Annotated in this window: 14 protein-coding genes; 10 read left to right on the top strand and 4 right to left on the bottom strand. The window is 63.7% G+C overall.

Annotated elements, in window-relative coordinates; all coding sequences use genetic code 11:
* Positions 1 to 116: 116 nt before the first annotated feature.
* Complete coding sequence (gene hutC / locus NFH97_RS14660; protein ID WP_108133693.1) at positions 117 to 824, bottom strand: histidine utilization transcriptional repressor HutC; 708 nt, start codon at positions 822 to 824, stop codon at positions 117 to 119.
* 203 nt (positions 825 to 1,027) lie between these two features.
* Positions 1,028 to 1,891 (bottom strand): alpha/beta hydrolase fold domain-containing protein, encoded by an 864-nt coding sequence (locus tag NFH97_RS14655; protein WP_349625044.1) that lies wholly within the window; start codon positions 1,889 to 1,891, stop codon positions 1,028 to 1,030.
* Positions 1,892 to 2,066: 175 nt separating this feature from the next.
* Between NFH97_RS14655 and NFH97_RS14650 the strand changes: the two genes are divergently transcribed.
* Both NFH97_RS14650 and NFH97_RS14645 read left to right on the top strand, forming a co-directional pair.
* Complete coding sequence (locus tag NFH97_RS14650; RefSeq protein ID WP_222515866.1) at positions 2,067 to 2,963, top strand: glycine betaine ABC transporter substrate-binding protein; 897 nt, start codon at positions 2,067 to 2,069, stop codon at positions 2,961 to 2,963.
* A gap of 203 nt (positions 2,964 to 3,166) precedes the next feature.
* Complete coding sequence (locus NFH97_RS14645) at positions 3,167 to 4,180, top strand: zinc-binding alcohol dehydrogenase family protein (RefSeq protein ID WP_045992531.1); 1,014 nt, start codon at positions 3,167 to 3,169, stop codon at positions 4,178 to 4,180.
* A gap of 182 nt (positions 4,181 to 4,362) precedes the next feature.
* On the opposite strand, the gene nspC is transcribed toward NFH97_RS14645, so the two are convergent.
* Entirely contained in the window at positions 4,363 to 5,538 is a 1,176-nt protein-coding gene (gene nspC, locus NFH97_RS14640; protein ID WP_349625043.1) for a carboxynorspermidine decarboxylase, read from the bottom strand.
* 3 nt (positions 5,539 to 5,541) lie between these two features.
* Positions 5,542 to 6,762, bottom strand: coding sequence for a saccharopine dehydrogenase family protein (locus tag NFH97_RS14635; protein WP_045992530.1), 1,221 nt, complete (start codon positions 6,760 to 6,762; stop codon positions 5,542 to 5,544).
* 670 nt (positions 6,763 to 7,432) lie between these two features.
* On the opposite strand from NFH97_RS14635, the gene NFH97_RS14630 reads away from it, so the two are divergent.
* The 8 genes from NFH97_RS14630 to NFH97_RS14595 all read left to right on the top strand — a co-directional run bounded on the left by NFH97_RS14630 (position 7,433) and on the right by NFH97_RS14595 (position 14,633).
* Positions 7,433 to 8,431 carry a TRAP transporter substrate-binding protein gene (locus NFH97_RS14630; protein WP_108133688.1) on the top strand — a complete coding sequence of 333 codons (999 nt, stop codon included), beginning with the start codon at positions 7,433 to 7,435 and terminating at the stop codon, positions 8,429 to 8,431.
* 62 nt (positions 8,432 to 8,493) lie between these two features.
* Positions 8,494 to 9,006 (top strand): TRAP transporter small permease, encoded by a 513-nt coding sequence (locus NFH97_RS14625; protein ID WP_348826888.1) that lies wholly within the window; start codon positions 8,494 to 8,496, stop codon positions 9,004 to 9,006.
* 2 nt (positions 9,007 to 9,008) lie between these two features.
* Entirely contained in the window at positions 9,009 to 10,277 is a 1,269-nt protein-coding gene (locus NFH97_RS14620) for a TRAP transporter large permease (RefSeq protein ID WP_045992526.1), read from the top strand.
* A 20-nt stretch (positions 10,278 to 10,297) separates the two neighbouring features.
* A complete protein-coding gene (locus tag NFH97_RS14615) occupies positions 10,298 to 11,071 on the top strand; it encodes an SDR family oxidoreductase (RefSeq protein WP_108448356.1) in 774 nt (257 codons plus the stop codon).
* 16 nt (positions 11,072 to 11,087) lie between these two features.
* Positions 11,088 to 12,023: a 3-hydroxyacyl-CoA dehydrogenase gene (locus NFH97_RS14610; protein WP_349625042.1), complete on the top strand. Its 936-nt coding sequence runs from the start codon at positions 11,088 to 11,090 to the stop codon at positions 12,021 to 12,023.
* Between the two features lie 74 nt (positions 12,024 to 12,097).
* Entirely contained in the window at positions 12,098 to 13,030 is a 933-nt protein-coding gene (kce, locus tag NFH97_RS14605) for a 3,5-dioxohexanoate:acetyl-CoA acetone transferase (RefSeq protein WP_045992523.1), read from the top strand.
* Between the two features lie 11 nt (positions 13,031 to 13,041).
* On the top strand, positions 13,042 to 13,569 hold the full coding sequence (locus tag NFH97_RS14600; protein WP_349625041.1) for a gamma carbonic anhydrase family protein: 528 nt from the start codon (positions 13,042 to 13,044) through the stop codon (positions 13,567 to 13,569).
* Positions 13,570 to 13,607: 38 nt separating this feature from the next.
* Complete coding sequence (locus NFH97_RS14595) at positions 13,608 to 14,633, top strand: LacI family DNA-binding transcriptional regulator (protein WP_045992521.1); 1,026 nt, start codon at positions 13,608 to 13,610, stop codon at positions 14,631 to 14,633.
* Positions 14,634 to 14,680 lie beyond the last annotated feature (47 nt).

Below are 14,680 nucleotides of genomic sequence, written 5' to 3'. Positions count from 1 at the left end.
GAGGGAGGTGAAAACGCAAGCGCTGCATGACACCAAGCCACAGCCGTCGCCACCTTCACAGCAAAGACCTGCGAAGGCAGCCGTCCGAACAGCGGCGGCAATGCGCCAGGGGAGCTTCAGGTATTGCGGGAGGCGTTCAGCTTGTAACGCTTGCCGGGATGCAGAAGCTGGGTGTAGCTGATCAACAGCTCTCCTGACCAGGTACGCCGCACCACCAGCAGGCAGGCATCGCTGGGAGACATTTCCAGCAGCGCCGCTTCCTCGTCACTTGGCAGCATCGCCTCGACGCTGTTCTCGACATCGGTGACCGGATAACGCGCCACCAGGATGGCGTTGGGCGTCTGGCGCTCGAAGTCCTGCTGCAGGTAGTCCGGCGCCAGCTTCGGGTTGACGTGGCGTCGCTCGAGCTGGATCGCCACGCCATTTTCCCGATGCACGATCTCGGAGTAGAACACCCGGGTCCCGGTCCTCACCCCCAGAAAGACGGCGACCTCCTCGGATGCGGCCACCTCCTTCAACGCGATGATCTGGCTTGAGTGCTCACCGCCTCGCAGGCGGATCTCGTCGGCGATATTGCGGATGTCGAACAGCGACGATTCGGACTTGCGCTGACTGACGAAGGTACCGGACCCCACCCGGCGCACCAGCAAGCCCTTCTGTACCAGATCGCGTATGGCCTTGTTGGCGGTCATGCGGCTGACCCCAAACTGGGTGGCCAGCGCATTCTCGGCAGGGATTCGATCACCGGCGACGTAGGCCCCGCTCTCGATCTCGGACAGCAGATATTCCTTTATTCTTGCGTAGCTGGGCCGCGAGCTTGCCATGCAACGTCCTGTGGGCAATGGGAAACGCCAAGTGTAGCCATGCTCCCGGCCCCAGGGAAGCCGAGGTGAACATCAAAGCATCGTCGTCAACGGCAGGCACGTCTCGATGCAGGGATTCCGGCTCCCCTCCGAGCACAGCGCTAACACCGTCTCTTGGTCGCCCGGCGGCAGAACTTCACCTCCGTCGCCCCCCCCCCTGCTGCTCACTCACTCCCGTCATGACTCGCTGCTGCCTCGATTGAAGCGTTGAGCCGCGAGCAAAAAGTCCGCCAGGCAGCCTGCATGGGTCTCAGCCTGGGAAGGCCATGCAGCGCGCTATGCACCATGCCTTCGGCGATATCCAGAGAAACATGCACTGAAGCGCCCGACCATCGCTCCACGGCATCTGCCGTCATTGCCGTCAGCGGGTCGTGCTCTGCCGCCAGCACATGAACGTAGCGCGACGGCGGAAGGCTCACATCATGACAGGGAATATCGGCCGCGACCGACCGCCACAACGCCATGACATCGTCGCGTGTCAGCAGCGGTGCGTCCGGCCCCAGCGTCGTCATGTGCGGCGTACCGACGACTGGATAGATCAGCCCCAGCGGAGGTACGCCAACGCCTTCCCGAGTTAGCGTGGCTGCTGCATCCATTACCAGCCTGCCCCCGGCGCTATCCCCTACCGCGGCGACAGGATCACAGGTTCGCCACACGCCAAGCACATCCGCCAGTGCTTCGCGGTAATTCGCTTCAGGCAGCAGGCGATAGTCCACGCTGACCACTTCGCGGCCCAGCGCCAGCACCAGGGCTTCAGCGACGCCGCGATGGCTACGACTGGACCCGAGCGACCAGCCTCCACCATGGGCATACACCACCACGCCATCGCCTCGACCCACGCCATCACGCGCCCACAACCTGGTGACCGGCACACCGGCGATTTCGGTGACGTCGCAAGCGATTGCCGAACTTCTCACCTGAAAACTCTCGCACAGGCGCTCATAGCCAAGCCGGGAGTCGGCGACTGTCATCCCGTCAAGCTGGTTGAGCCCCTTTTGATAACAGTTGATGAACTCTTCGATTTCCATGCGGCTTTCCGGGCACCTTTCCACATAATGAAGCGTGAGATCATGGTAGCGATTTCTGCAACTTTCAGGCATTTGCATCTGCAATCGTGCCCATTGCAAAGACTCGTGCGTCCCCCCTTGGCAGCGAGCCCCGTTGGCCTAGACTTAAGGCTCCACCCCATAACCGGACTTCTAGATGACACTTCAACGCCGTGCCACGACAACAATCACCGTCGGACTGCTCACCCTCTTTGCCATGACATCTCACGCTGACGACAACATCGTGGTCGGTGGCAAGAACTTCACCGAACAGCAGATCATCTCGAGCATGACCGCCCAGTACCTTGACCATCTCGGCTACGACGTGGACAAGCGCGCTGGCATGGGCTCGGCGGTACTGCGTCAGGCCCAGGAAAACGGCCAGGTAGACCTCTACTGGGAGTACACCGGCACTTCCCTGATCGTCTTCAATGGGGTCGAGGAAAAGCTCGATTCCCAGGAAACCTATGACCGCGTCAAGGCGCTGGATGCCGAGAAGGGACTTGCCTGGCTCGAACCTTCCGGCGTCAACAACACCTACGCGATCGCCATGCGAGAGGCCGACGCCGAGGCCATGGAGATCACCAGCATTTCGGACATGGCAGAAGCGGTCAACGCCGGCGAGGACCTGCTGTTTGCCTCCAATGCAGAATTCTACGCCCGACCTGACGGACTGCGGCCGATGCAGGACATCTACGGCTTTCAGTTCGAGCGTTCCGACATCAAGCGCATGGATACCGGCCTGACCTACACGGCGCTGAGAGACGATCAGGTGGACATCGCTATGGTCACCACCACCGATGGACGCGTATCGGCCTTCGATCTACGTATCCTCGAGGACGACAAGGGCTTCTTCCCGCCCTACGCCATGACCCCCGTGGTGCGCCAGGAGACGTTGGACACCCACCCCGAGCTGGAAGCCCAGCTCAATGCTCTCGTTGCCAAGCTCGATGACGAGGTGATGACCCGCCTCAACGAACAGGTGGACGTGAACCGCGACGTCGTCGAGACGGTCGCCGAGCAGTTTCTCGTCGACCAGGGACTGATCGACTGACCATACGCCAACATCCCCAAGATCCCTTCCCCACCAACCGGTCACAAACGGCCTGGCAGGCGGTTTGTGGCCGCTATTTCGTCTGCATCCTGAGGGCGCCATTGTCCGGGAATTCCGAATAGTGTGTTTGGCGGCCGCCGGTGTTTCACGACTCCATAGCACGCTAAGGTGTTGCCATTGATGAACACCTAACGGGAGATCCCATGAAAGCTATCGGTTACCACGCCCCCGGCCCCATCGACCGCGACGACGCCCTGGTCGATCTGACCCTCGACACACCACAGGCCAGCGGTTTTGACCTGCTGGTCAAGGTCGAGGCGATTTCGGTCAACCCGGTGGACGTCAAGATTCGCCAGGCCCGCGCCCCCGAAGAAGGTCAGCCTGCTGTGATTGGCTGGGACGCGGTCGGCGAGGTGGTCGCGGTCGGTGACCAGGCCTCACGCTTCGCCGTGGGCGACCAGGTCTGGTACGCCGGCGATATCTCCCGCCCGGGCACCAACAGCGAGTACCATCTGGTCGACGAGCGCATCGTCGGGCATGCGCCTCGCTCCATCCCCACCGCCCAGGCAGCGGCACTGCCGCTCACCACCCTGACCGCCTTCGAGATGCTGTTCGATCGCCTGCGGGTGCTTGATCCGGTCCCCGGTGCCGCCCGTGCGGTGCTGGTGATCGGCGGTGCCGGCGGCGTGGGTTCCATCACCATCCAGCTGTTGCGTGCCTTGACCGACCTGCAGATCATCGCCACCGCCTCACGCCCGGAGACCCAGGCCTGGGTGAAGGAACTCGGCGCCCACCATGTGATCGACCACAGCCAACCGCTGCCCGAACAGGTCGAGGCGCTGGGCCTGGGTGCGCCAGCCTTCGTCTTCTCGACCAACTATTCGGAGCACTATGCCCCCCAGGTGGCCGAGTTGATCGCCCCCCAGGGCCGCTTCGGGCTGATCGATGACCCAGAGACGCTGAACATCACGCCGTTCAAGCCCAAGGCGGTGTCGATCCACTGGGAGCTGATGTTTACCCGCGCGCTCTTCACCACCGACGACATCGCCCGCCAGGGCGAGATCCTCGACAAGGTGGCGGGGCTGATCGACACGGGTCGGATTCGCTCCACCGCCACCGACAGCTACGGCACCATCAACGCCGACAACCTCAAGCGCGCCCATGCGCTGATCGAGAGTGGCAAGGCCAAGGGCAAGATCGTGCTCGAAGGTTTTTAAGGCGCAGACGAAAAGACGCCCGCCCCGCTCGGCACTGCCGAACGGGGCGGGCGGCTTGCGTATCGAAGACGGTCCGATCGAATCGATACCACGATCCGCGTCAGTCGAGCTCCAGAACCTCGGTTTCGAACCCCAGAGCCGAATCAGGCCCTGACCTCGGCCTCGCACCTTCCACTCTGCCGTCAGGACAGGCGTTCGCGGAAGTCCTGATAGCCGAACTCGCGGATCACCCTGAGCTCACCGGTCTCTGAGTTCCACACCGCAATGGCCGGCAGGCGCGTGCCATTGAAGGTGGTGGTCTTGACCATGGTGTAGTGGGACATGTCCTTGAAGATCAGCTTCTGGCCGATCTCAAGCGGCTCGGAGAAGCTGTAGTCGCCGATCACGTCCCCGGCCAGACAGGTCAGCCCGCCCAGTCGATAGGTGTGCGGGTACTCGCCTGGCTCCCCCGCCCCCAGCAGACCAGGGCGGTAGGGCATCTCCAGCACGTCCGGCATATGGCAGGTGGCCGAGGTGTCGAGGATCGCCTGGTTCAGCGCATTGAAGCTCGTGTCCAGCACCGTGGTCACCAGCACCCCGGAACCGATGGCAATCGCCTCGCCGGGCTCCAGATAGACCTGCACCTGGTGACGCTCGGCGAAGTCACGCACGCAGCGGATCAGGTCGTCGCGCTGGTAGTCGGGACGGGTGATATGGTGGCCACCGCCGAAGTTGACCCACTGCATGCGCCCGAGCAGATGGCCGAAGCGCTCTTCCACCGCCGCCAGGGTACGCTCGAGCGGCGGGAAGTCATGCTCGCACAGGGTATGGAAGTGCAGGCCGCTGATGCCGTCGAGGCTCTGCTCGTCGAGCTCGGACAACGGGATACCGAGCCGCGACCCCGGTGCGCAGGGATCATAGATCGGCACATCGCCCTCGGAGTGCTCCGGATTGATGCGCAGCCCGAAGCGCAGCCCCGGGCGACGCGCCAGCGCCTCGCGCACCAGCGGCTGGGCCCTACGCCACTGGGCCGAGCTGTTGAACACCACATGGTCGGCGATCTTGAGGATCTCGGCCAGATCGGCGTCGCTGTAGGCGGCGCCGAAGACGTGGACCTCGCCACCATAGTGCTCACGCCCGAGCTGCGCCTCGTGCAGGCCGCTGGCGCAGGTGCCGCTCAAGTAGCGCGAGACCATCGGCGCGAAGTGCCACATGCTGAAGGCCTTGAGCGCCGACAGCACCTTGGCACCGCTGGCCTCGGCGACCTCGGCGAGGATCGCCAGGTTGCGCTCCACCGCCACCTCGTCGACGACGTAGCAGGGTGACGGCAGCGCCTCGGCGTCCAGCCGCGTGATATCCGTGAACTGAAGGATCTCCACGCCTTAGAGGTCCTCGCCCTTCTGCACGTCCAGACGGAACGACGGATCCAGCTCGATGACCTTCCACGGCAGACCGTACTCGTTCATGTCGGCCATGAACGGATCGGGATCGCACTGCTCCATGTTCCACACGCCCGGACGCTTCCAGTGGCCCTCGAGGATCATCTTGGCGCCGATCATCGCCGGCACGCCGGTGGTGTAGGAGATCGCCTGGGACTTCACCTCGGCGTAGCAGTCCTGGTGGTCGCAGATGTTGTACAGGTACATGACCTTTTCCTGGCCATCCTTCTTGCCGCGCACCACGGTGCCGATGCAGGTCTTGCCCTTGGTGCGCGGGCCCAGAGTGGAGGGGTCGGGCAGCAGGCTGGCCAGGAACTGGATCGGCACGATCTGCTGGCCGTTGTACTCCACCGGCTCGATGCCGGTCATGCCGACATTCTTCAGCACCTCCAGATGCTTGAGGTAGCTGTCGCCGAAGCTCATCCAGAACTGGGCACGCTTGAGGCTCGGGAAGTGCTTGGACAGCGACTCCAACTCCTCGTGGTAGAGACGGTAGATGTTGTAGTCACCGACCTCTTCGGGGCAGCTGAAACGCGCCATCTTGGACATCGGCGGCGTGGTAACGAACTCGCCATCTTCATAGTGGCGGCAGTCCGCGCTGACCTCCCGGATGTTGATCTCCGGATTGAAGTTGGTGGCGAAGGGGTAGCCATGATCGCCGCCGTTGACGTCGATGATGTCCAGCTCCTCGATCTCGTCGAAGTAGTGCTTGGCGAGATAGGCGGTGAACATGTTGGTGGCGCCCGGATCGAAGCCGCTGCCGAGCAGCGCGGTCAGGCCGGCCTGCTTGAAGCGATCCTGGTAGGCCCACTGCCACTTGTACTCGAACTTGGCGGTATCCAGCGGCTCGTAGTTGGCGGTGTCGAGGTAGTGCACGCCGGCGGCCAGGCAGGCATCCATGATGCTCAGGTCCTGGTAGGGCAGCGCCACGTTGATGACCAGCTCCGGCTTCTCGGCTTCGAGCAGGGCAGTCAGCTCGGCGACATTGTCGGCGTCGACCTGGGCTGTGCGAATCGGGCGCGGCAACTGCTCGGCGATGGCCTTGCACTTGGACTCGGTGCGACTCGCCAACAGGATATCGGTAAACACCGATTCAAGCTGCGCACACTTGTGAGCGACGACACTGCCCACACCGCCGGCACCGATGATGATCACTTTTGACATAACAATACGCTCCCGCCTGAGTACAACGACCCGTCAAGATGGATAGGCCCGGTCGAGGTGAGCCGAATCGCGACCCACGAGGCTCGTCCACCCGACGAGCCCCCTACCCTACTACCGGACGGCGCATGCTAACCAGATTTGCCGTTTCACGCCACGGCTTTTCGCCCCTTGCCTGTGCGTCGCCGAGGTGGACGTCAAGGCGTGCCACCGACCTGGCGACAGTGTAGTCAATCACCACCAGATGACAGCTTGATGTGACGCTGTCGAGCGCCTGGTGCGAGCCCATGAACGAGCCGCCCTCACCTCGCGCCAGCTCACTCCACCTCACGCCAGCCCACTCCAGCTCACTCCACCTCACGTCAGCTCATTCCAGCTCACTCCACTTCAGGTCACCTGACGTCACTTGCCCCAGCCTCCACCCGACGCTACAGAGCGCGCACGCTACCCATCAATCCACAAACAAAGACTACGTAGTCACTAAATTAAACTAAAGTATATTTAATTACTATTCAGCAACTTACTTCACATACATGGATCATGGAATTTTCTATTGTTGAATACGTATGTCGTTTGGATTTACAAGTGTGCACTCCGCAGCGCCACCACCTCGAGCGCCGCCGATTGCCCCTCGCTGCCGGCCAGGGGCTCACAACGACAACAGGAGAGCTCCATGCGCCACTTTCACCCCCTCCCCTTCAGCCTGACCGCCCTGACCGCCGCTGTCGGTCTTGGCCTGTCCGCGACCGCCCTTGCCCAGCAGGAACGCACCATCGACGTCAGCCTGCCGCTGGGACCCGAGTCACAGCAGGGCATCGGTATCCTCAAGTTCGGTGAGGAACTTGAGCGCCTGTCGGATGGCCGTCTGACCATCGAACCTCACTACGACAACGCCTTGGGCGCCGAGCGTGAGGTCATCGAGGGCATGGGGCTTGGCATCATCGACGCCGGCATCGCCTCCACCGGCCCCATGGGCGGTTTTGTCGACGAGTTCCTGCTGTTCGACCTGCCCTACATCTTCGAGGACCACGAGCACGCCTACGGCTTCCTCGACAGCGAACACGGCGAACAGCTCGCTCAACTCGCCGAAGAGCAGATGAACGTCAAGTTCCTGGCCTGGATGGAAAACGGCTTCCGCCACAACACCAACTCGGTACGCCCGCTCGAGCACCCGAGCGATCTCGACGGCATCAATCACCGCACCCAGGAAAGCCGCGTTCAGGTGGACACCTGGGAAGCGCTGGGCGCCAACGCCACGCCGATGGCCTGGACCGAGGTCTACACCGCGCTGCAGCAGGGGGTCATGGATAGCCAGGAAAACCCGCTGGCCACCATCTACGACGTCAACTTCTACGAGGTCCAGGACTACCTGAACATCACCCAGCACGTCTATTCGCCGGCGCCGCTGATGATGAGCCTGAACCTGTTCAACTCGTTCAGCGAAGAAGATCAGCAGATCATCCTCGAAGCCGCGCAGATCGCACTGCCGGTGCAGCGTGAAGCCAGCCAGGAACTGGAGCAGCGCTACAAGGGTGAACTGGCGGAACTCGGCATGACCGTGACCGAGCCGGACCTGGGTCCCTTCCGTGAGGCCGTCCGTCCGGTCATCGACAAGTGGGCGCCGACCGTGGGCGAGGACCTGGTCGACGCCGCGATCAACTTCGACCACTAAGCAACAAGGCGCCCACCGAGCCCATGGCAAGGCGGGCGCCGTCTCTTCCTGCGAGGCATCCCATGCAATCCTTCCTGCAATTCGTCAACGTCGGGATCGGGCACTTCAACCGCTTGATCGGCTGGGGCCTGGCGCTGCTGCTGCTGGTCATGACCGTACTGATCTTCTGGCAAGTCTTCGCCCGATTCGTGGTCGGCAGTCCCTTGTTCTTCTCCGACGAGATCGCGCGCTTTTCGATGCTCTGGCTGACCTTTATCGGTGCCGGCTACGCCTACCGCAAGGGCACCCTGATTTCGGTCGACATCGTGCTGGAGTATTGCGGCGAACGCGTGGGCCGCCTGATGCGCATCCTGGTTGTGCTGTGCTCGGCGGTGTTCGCCTACGTCATGATCAAGTACGGCTTCGAGCTGGTCGGCCGGGTCTCCAGCCAGACCGCCCCCAGCACCCGTATTTCGATGATGTGGCCTTACCTCGCCATCCCGGCAGGCGGCATCGTGATCATGGTCAATAGCCTCGGCCTGCTGATCGACGAAGCCCTGGGCCAACCGGTCCACCACCATCAGGAGGTGAACTGACCATGGCACTGTTACTGTTCGTCCTGCTGATTTCACTGTTCATTCTTGGCGTCCCCATCGCCTTCTCGCTGGGCTTGGCCTCGGCCATTACCGTCTGGCATGGCGACCTGATGCCGATGCTGATCGTCGCCCAGCAGATGCTGGCCTCGGTCAATTCCTTTCCGTTGATGGCGATCCCGTTCTTCATCCTGGCGGGCTACCTGATGCAGGGTGGCGGCATCTCCAAGCGCCTGGTCGACTTTTCCAACACCCTGGTGGGCAGCATGACCGGCGGCCTGGCCATGGTGGCCATCGTCACGTCGCTGTTCTTCGCGGCGATCTCCGGCTCCGGCGCCGCCACCACCGCCGCGATCGGTGCCATCCTGATTCCGGCCATGCTGTCCAAGGGCTATCCCGGTGGCTACGCCGCCGCCAACCAGGCCGCCTCCGGCGCCCTCGGCGTGATCATCCCGCCCAGCATCCCGCTGATTCTCTACGGCATCGCCGCCAACGTCTCGGTTGGCGACATGTTCATCGCCGGTATTCTGCCGGGCATCCTGGTGACCCTGACCCTGCTGGTGTTTGCCTACTTCTTTGCCCGTGCCAATGGACTTGGCGGCGGAGAAAAAAGCTCGCTCGGCGACGTCTTTCGCGCCGGTAAAAAGGCGATTCTGGCCATCCTGATGCCGGTGATCATCCTCGGTGGCATCTATGGGGGTGTCTTTACGCCCACCGAAGCCGCCGTCATCGCGGTCGCCTACTCCTTCGTCATCGGCACCCTGATCTACCGCGAGATCAAGTTCGCGAGCCTGGTCGGCATCCTCAAGCAATCCGCCGTGACCACCGCGGTGGTGCTCAGCATCATCGGCGCCGCCGGGCTCTATGGGCGCATCCTGCAAAGCCTGCGGGTCCCCGACATGATCTCGGACTTCGTGATCTCGGCCATCGACAGCCCGCTTCTGTTCATCCTGCTGGCGAACCTGTTGCTGCTTCTGGCCGGCATGTTCATCGAGGCCGCCGCCGCCATCCTGATCTTCGTGCCGATCCTGCTGCCGATCGCGGTGAGCTACGGCTTCGACCCGATCCACTTCGGCATCATCATGGTGGTCAACCTGGCCATGGGCATGTTCACCCCGCCGGTCGGGCTCAACCTCTTCGTCGCCTCCCAGATCACCAACATCGGCATCGCTCGTCTGACCTGGGCGGTCATGCCCTTTGTCGCGATCGTGCTCGCCAACCTTCTGATCATCAGCCTGCTGCCGGTGTTGTCCACCTGGCTGCCGTCGCTGTGACCCCACACAAGGAGAACACCATGAACGTCGTTGAAAGCCTCACCCCGCGCCAGGGACTGCGCGTGCTGGTCACCGCCGGCGCCTCCGGCATCGGCCTGGCCATCGCCGAGGCCTTCGTCCAGGCCGGCGCCAGGGTCCACGTCTGCGACATCGACAGCGAGGCCCTGGCCGCCCTGCCAGACGGCATCACCCATACCCGTTGCGACGTCAGCCGCGAGGACGAGGTCGCCCGCCTGTTCGATGACGCCCGCGCACTCGGCGGTCTCGATGTGGTGGTCAACAACGCCGGGATCGCCGGCCCCACCGCGGGCATCGACGAGATCGATCACGCAAGCTGGACCCAGACCATCGACATCAACCTGAACGGCCAGTACCGCGTCGCCCACCGCGCCGCGCCGCTGCTGCGCGAAAGCCAGGGACTGCTGGTCAACCTGGCCTCGGTGGCCGGACGGCTTGGCTTCGCCTACCGCACGCCCTACGCCGCGAGCAAGTGGGCGGTGGTCGGCCTGACCAAGAGCCTGGCCTGCGAGCTCGGCCCGGACGGCGTGCGGGTCAATGCCATCCTCCCGGGCATCGTGCGCGGGCCTCGCATCGAGAAGGTGATCGAGGACCGTGCCGCCAAGCGCGGCATCAGCTACGCCGAGATGGAAACGGAGAACCTGTCGAAGATCTCCATGCGGCGCATGGTCGAGCCCACCGATATCGCCGCCATGGCACTGTTCCTGGCGGCGCCGGGGGGCACCAACATCAGCGGCCAGGCACTCAGCGTCTGCGCCAACGTCGAATCCCTGTGACCACGGAAGCCTCCTTATGACCAGACCCGTAGGTATTCTCGGCGCCGGCCTGATCGGCCGCGCCTGGGCCATCGTGTTCGCCCGAGCCGGCATCGACGTGCGCCTGCATGACGCCGCAGACGAGGCGCTCGAACGGGCCCGCGACGCCATCGCCACCTCCCTCGACGACCTCCACCAGGCGGGGCTGATCGAGGACCCGGAGCGGGCGATGTCGCGTATCCGCTACGACAGCGACCTGGCATCGGCCATGGCCGGGGTCGGCTACGTGCAGGAGTGCGGGCCGGAAGATGTCGAGACCAAGCGGCGCATCTACAGCGACCTTGAAGCCGTGGTGGCCAAGGACACGGTGCTGGCCAGCTCGACCTCCGGTATCGCCGCTTCGCGCTTCACCGATCACCTCCATCACCCTGACCGTTGCCTGGTGGCCCATCCGGTCAATCCGCCCTACCTGATCCCGCTGGTGGAAGTGGTGCCGGCGCCGGCCACCGGGCAAGCCGCGGTGGCGTCCACCATGGCGCTGATGGAGCGGGCCCGGCAGACACCGATCCTGGTCAACAAGGAAGTCCCTGGCTTCGTGCTCAATCGCCTGCAAGGCGCCTTGCTCAACGAGGCGCTGAGACTGTTCGCAGACGGGGTGTGCTCCGCCGAGGATCTGGACAAGACGGTCAAGCACGGGCTGGGCCTGCGCTGGTCGTTCATGGGGCCCTTCGAGACCATCGACCTCAATGCGCCCGACGGCGTGGTCGACTATGGCAACCGCTATGGGCCGCTGTATCGCGACGTCGACCGCGAGCGCGGTGACGACGATCCCTGGCAAGCCACGACCCTGGCGGCACTCGACCAGCAGCGCCGTCAACAATTGCCGGCCCAGCGCCTGGGCGAGCGACAGGCCTGGCGCGACCGACGCCTGATGGCGCTGATCGCCCACCAGCAGTCGCTGACAAACGATTGACCCGGGCCAACGACTGACCCAGACCAGCCACTATCCCACCTTACCCGCCTATCCATCATTCAAGGACCCGACCCATGGCAAAGCAACGCAAGGTCATCATCACCTGCGCGGTCACCGGCGCGATCCACACCCCGTCCATGTCGCCGCACCTGCCGGTCACCCCGGAAGAGATCGCCGAGGCAGGCATCGCCGCCGCCGAGGCCGGCGCCTCGATTCTGCACCTGCATGCGCGTGATCCCGACAACGGCAAGCCGACCCAGGACCCGGCCATGTTCGAGCGCTTCCTGCCTCGCATCAAGGACGCCTGCGACGCGGTGATCAACCTCACCACCGGTGGCAGTCCGCACATGACGGTGGAGGAGCGCATGCGCCCGGCCATGGAGTTCAAGCCCGAGCTTGCCTCCATGAACATGGGCTCGATCAACTTCGGGCTGTTCCCGATGCTCGACCGCTACGCGTCGCTTGAGCACCAGTGGGAGCGTGAGCACCTGGAGAACAGTCGCGACCTGGTGTTCAAGAACACCTTCGCCGACATCGAGAAGGCGATGACCCTGGGCGCCGAGAACGGTACCCGTTTCGAGTGCGAGTGCTACGACATCGGACACCTCTATTCCCTGCGCAACCTGCTCGACCGCGGCGTCATCGGCGGCCGCGTGTTCGTCCAGAGCGTGTTCGGCATCCTCGGTGGCATCGGTCCTCACCCGGAGGACGTGATCCACATGCGGCGCACCGCGGACCGGCTGTTCGGCGACGCCTACGAGTGGTCGGTGCTGGGCGCCGGCAGCAGCCAGATGCGCATCGCCGCCCAGGCCGCCGCCATGGGGGGACACGTGCGGGTCGGGCTCGAGGATTCGCTGTGGCTGGGCCCGGGCAAACTGGCCGAGACCAACGCAAGCCAGGTCGCTAAGGTGCGCGAGATCCTCGAGGGTCTGTCATTTGAGGTGGCGACCCCGGACGAAGCGCGTCAGATGCTGGGACTCAAGGGCGCCGACCAGGTCGGCTTCTAGGGAGACGGGCAATGACTCTGTATCGACTCGGGGGCGAGGCCCCCGATATCGCCGCCAGCGCGCTGGTGTTCGACGAGGCCACGCTGATCGGCGACGTACGCCTGGGTGAGCGCGTCAGCGTGTGGCCCGGGGCCGTGCTTCGTGGCGACAATGCGCCTATCGTGGTGGGAGACGACAGCAACCTGCAGGACGGCTGTGTGGTTCACTCGGACCCCGGCTATCCGGTTACCATGGGACGCCAGGTCACGGTCGGTCACCTGGCCATGCTGCACGGCTGCCGCATCGGCGATGACGTGCTGGTGGGAATGAATGCCACGGTACTCAACGGTGCCGACATCGGTGATCGATGTATCATCGGCGCCGGCGCGCTCGTCACCTCGGGCAAGCGCTTTCCCCCTGGCTCGTTGATCGTCGGCAGTCCAGCCAAGGTGGTCAGAGAACTGACCGAGGACGAGATACAGTCGGTGCGCGACAATGCCCGCGTCTACACCGACAAGATCGCCGCCTATGCGTCTCTGGAGCCTGTCGAGCCGGCGTGATCGCCGGCCATTTCTGCCACCCGACACGACATGACTCGATGAAAAAGAAATCCGTCACCTCACACGATGTCGCCCGTCTTGCCGGGGTCTCGCAGTCTGCCGTCAGCCGGACCTTTTCGCCGGATGCCAAGGTGTCGGACAAGACACGCAAGAAGGTCATGGAAGCGGCGCGGCAACTGGGCTATCGGCCCAACACCATCGCCCGCTCTCTGATCACGCGATCGAGTCGCACCATCGCGGTAGTCGTCTACAGCCTCGAGAATCCCTTCTACAGCTATATGCTGGAAAAGGCGTCCCGCTTCTTCAAGCAGCAGGGTTACCACCTGCTGCTGTTCTCGGCGTCCAGCAGCGACGGCTTCGATGACGTGCTCGACGACATCCTGAGAAGCCAGGTCGAAGGCATCCTGATGCTGGCGATTACCCTCAATGACGACCAGGCGGCTCTGGTCTGCGACTACGGCATTCCGGTGGTGATCATCAACCGTACGGTCGACTACGCGGGCATCAGCCAGGTCGCCTGTGACAACTTCCAGGGCGGCTACTGGGCGGGCCGCCACCTGGTCTCTCTGGGCCATCGCCGCATCGCCTACCTGTCTGGCCTGGTCGACTCCTCCACCGACATCCAGCGTCGAGCAGGCTTTGTCGAGGGCCTGGCCTCCATGGGTGCCGCGCTTCACGACAGCGGCATCGGCCACTACCAATACACCAGCGCCTGCCAGGCCACCCGTCTGCTGTTCGCCAGCACCACCCCACCCGACGCCCTGTTTGCCGCCAACGACCTGATGGCCATCGCCGCCATGGAAGTCATCCAGAGCGAGTTCTGCCTCAAGGTGCCCGAGGACGTCTCGGTCATCGGTTTCGACGACGTGCCCATGGCCGCCTGGCCGAGCCACTCGCTGACGACCCTGCAGCAGCCGGTACAGACCATGATCATGCGTGCCACCGAGTTGCTGCTGGCCCAGATCGACCAACCGGACACCCCACCACAGCAGATCACCCTGCCGGTCACGCCGATGCTGCGCGGCAGCGTCAGGCGGCCTTCAGGCGACGTCAACGACACCTAGTGAAGCGACGACCCTCTCGCCATCCGCCGACGCATGCGTGAGCATGC

Origin of the sequence: Halomonas sp. SCS19 (assembly GCF_040147015.1) — a bacterium.
Lineage (GTDB): Bacteria > Pseudomonadota > Gammaproteobacteria > Pseudomonadales > Halomonadaceae > Halomonas > Halomonas litopenaei.
This window is presented reverse-complemented; position numbering and strand designations above follow the sequence as displayed.

Coding starts and splice junctions, on each gene's coding strand:
- NFH97_RS14620 (WP_045992526.1), top strand. CDS start 9,009: ATGGCACTGTTACTGTTCGTCCTGCTGATTTCACTGTTCATTCTTGGC.
- NFH97_RS14595 (WP_045992521.1), top strand. CDS start 13,608: ATGAAAAAGAAATCCGTCACCTCACACGATGTCGCCCGTCTTGCCGGG.
- NFH97_RS14650 (WP_222515866.1), top strand. CDS start 2,067: ATGACACTTCAACGCCGTGCCACGACAACAATCACCGTCGGACTGCTC.
- NFH97_RS14615 (WP_108448356.1), top strand. CDS start 10,298: ATGAACGTCGTTGAAAGCCTCACCCCGCGCCAGGGACTGCGCGTGCTG.
- NFH97_RS14635 (WP_045992530.1), bottom strand. CDS start 6,762: ATGTCAAAAGTGATCATCATCGGTGCCGGCGGTGTGGGCAGTGTCGTC.
- NFH97_RS14630 (WP_108133688.1), top strand. CDS start 7,433: ATGCGCCACTTTCACCCCCTCCCCTTCAGCCTGACCGCCCTGACCGCC.
- NFH97_RS14610 (WP_349625042.1), top strand. CDS start 11,088: ATGACCAGACCCGTAGGTATTCTCGGCGCCGGCCTGATCGGCCGCGCC.
- NFH97_RS14655 (WP_349625044.1), bottom strand. CDS start 1,891: ATGGAAATCGAAGAGTTCATCAACTGTTATCAAAAGGGGCTCAACCAG.
- kce (WP_045992523.1), top strand. CDS start 12,098: ATGGCAAAGCAACGCAAGGTCATCATCACCTGCGCGGTCACCGGCGCG.
- NFH97_RS14645 (WP_045992531.1), top strand. CDS start 3,167: ATGAAAGCTATCGGTTACCACGCCCCCGGCCCCATCGACCGCGACGAC.
- NFH97_RS14600 (WP_349625041.1), top strand. CDS start 13,042: ATGACTCTGTATCGACTCGGGGGCGAGGCCCCCGATATCGCCGCCAGC.
- hutC (WP_108133693.1), bottom strand. CDS start 824: ATGGCAAGCTCGCGGCCCAGCTACGCAAGAATAAAGGAATATCTGCTG.
- NFH97_RS14625 (WP_348826888.1), top strand. CDS start 8,494: ATGCAATCCTTCCTGCAATTCGTCAACGTCGGGATCGGGCACTTCAAC.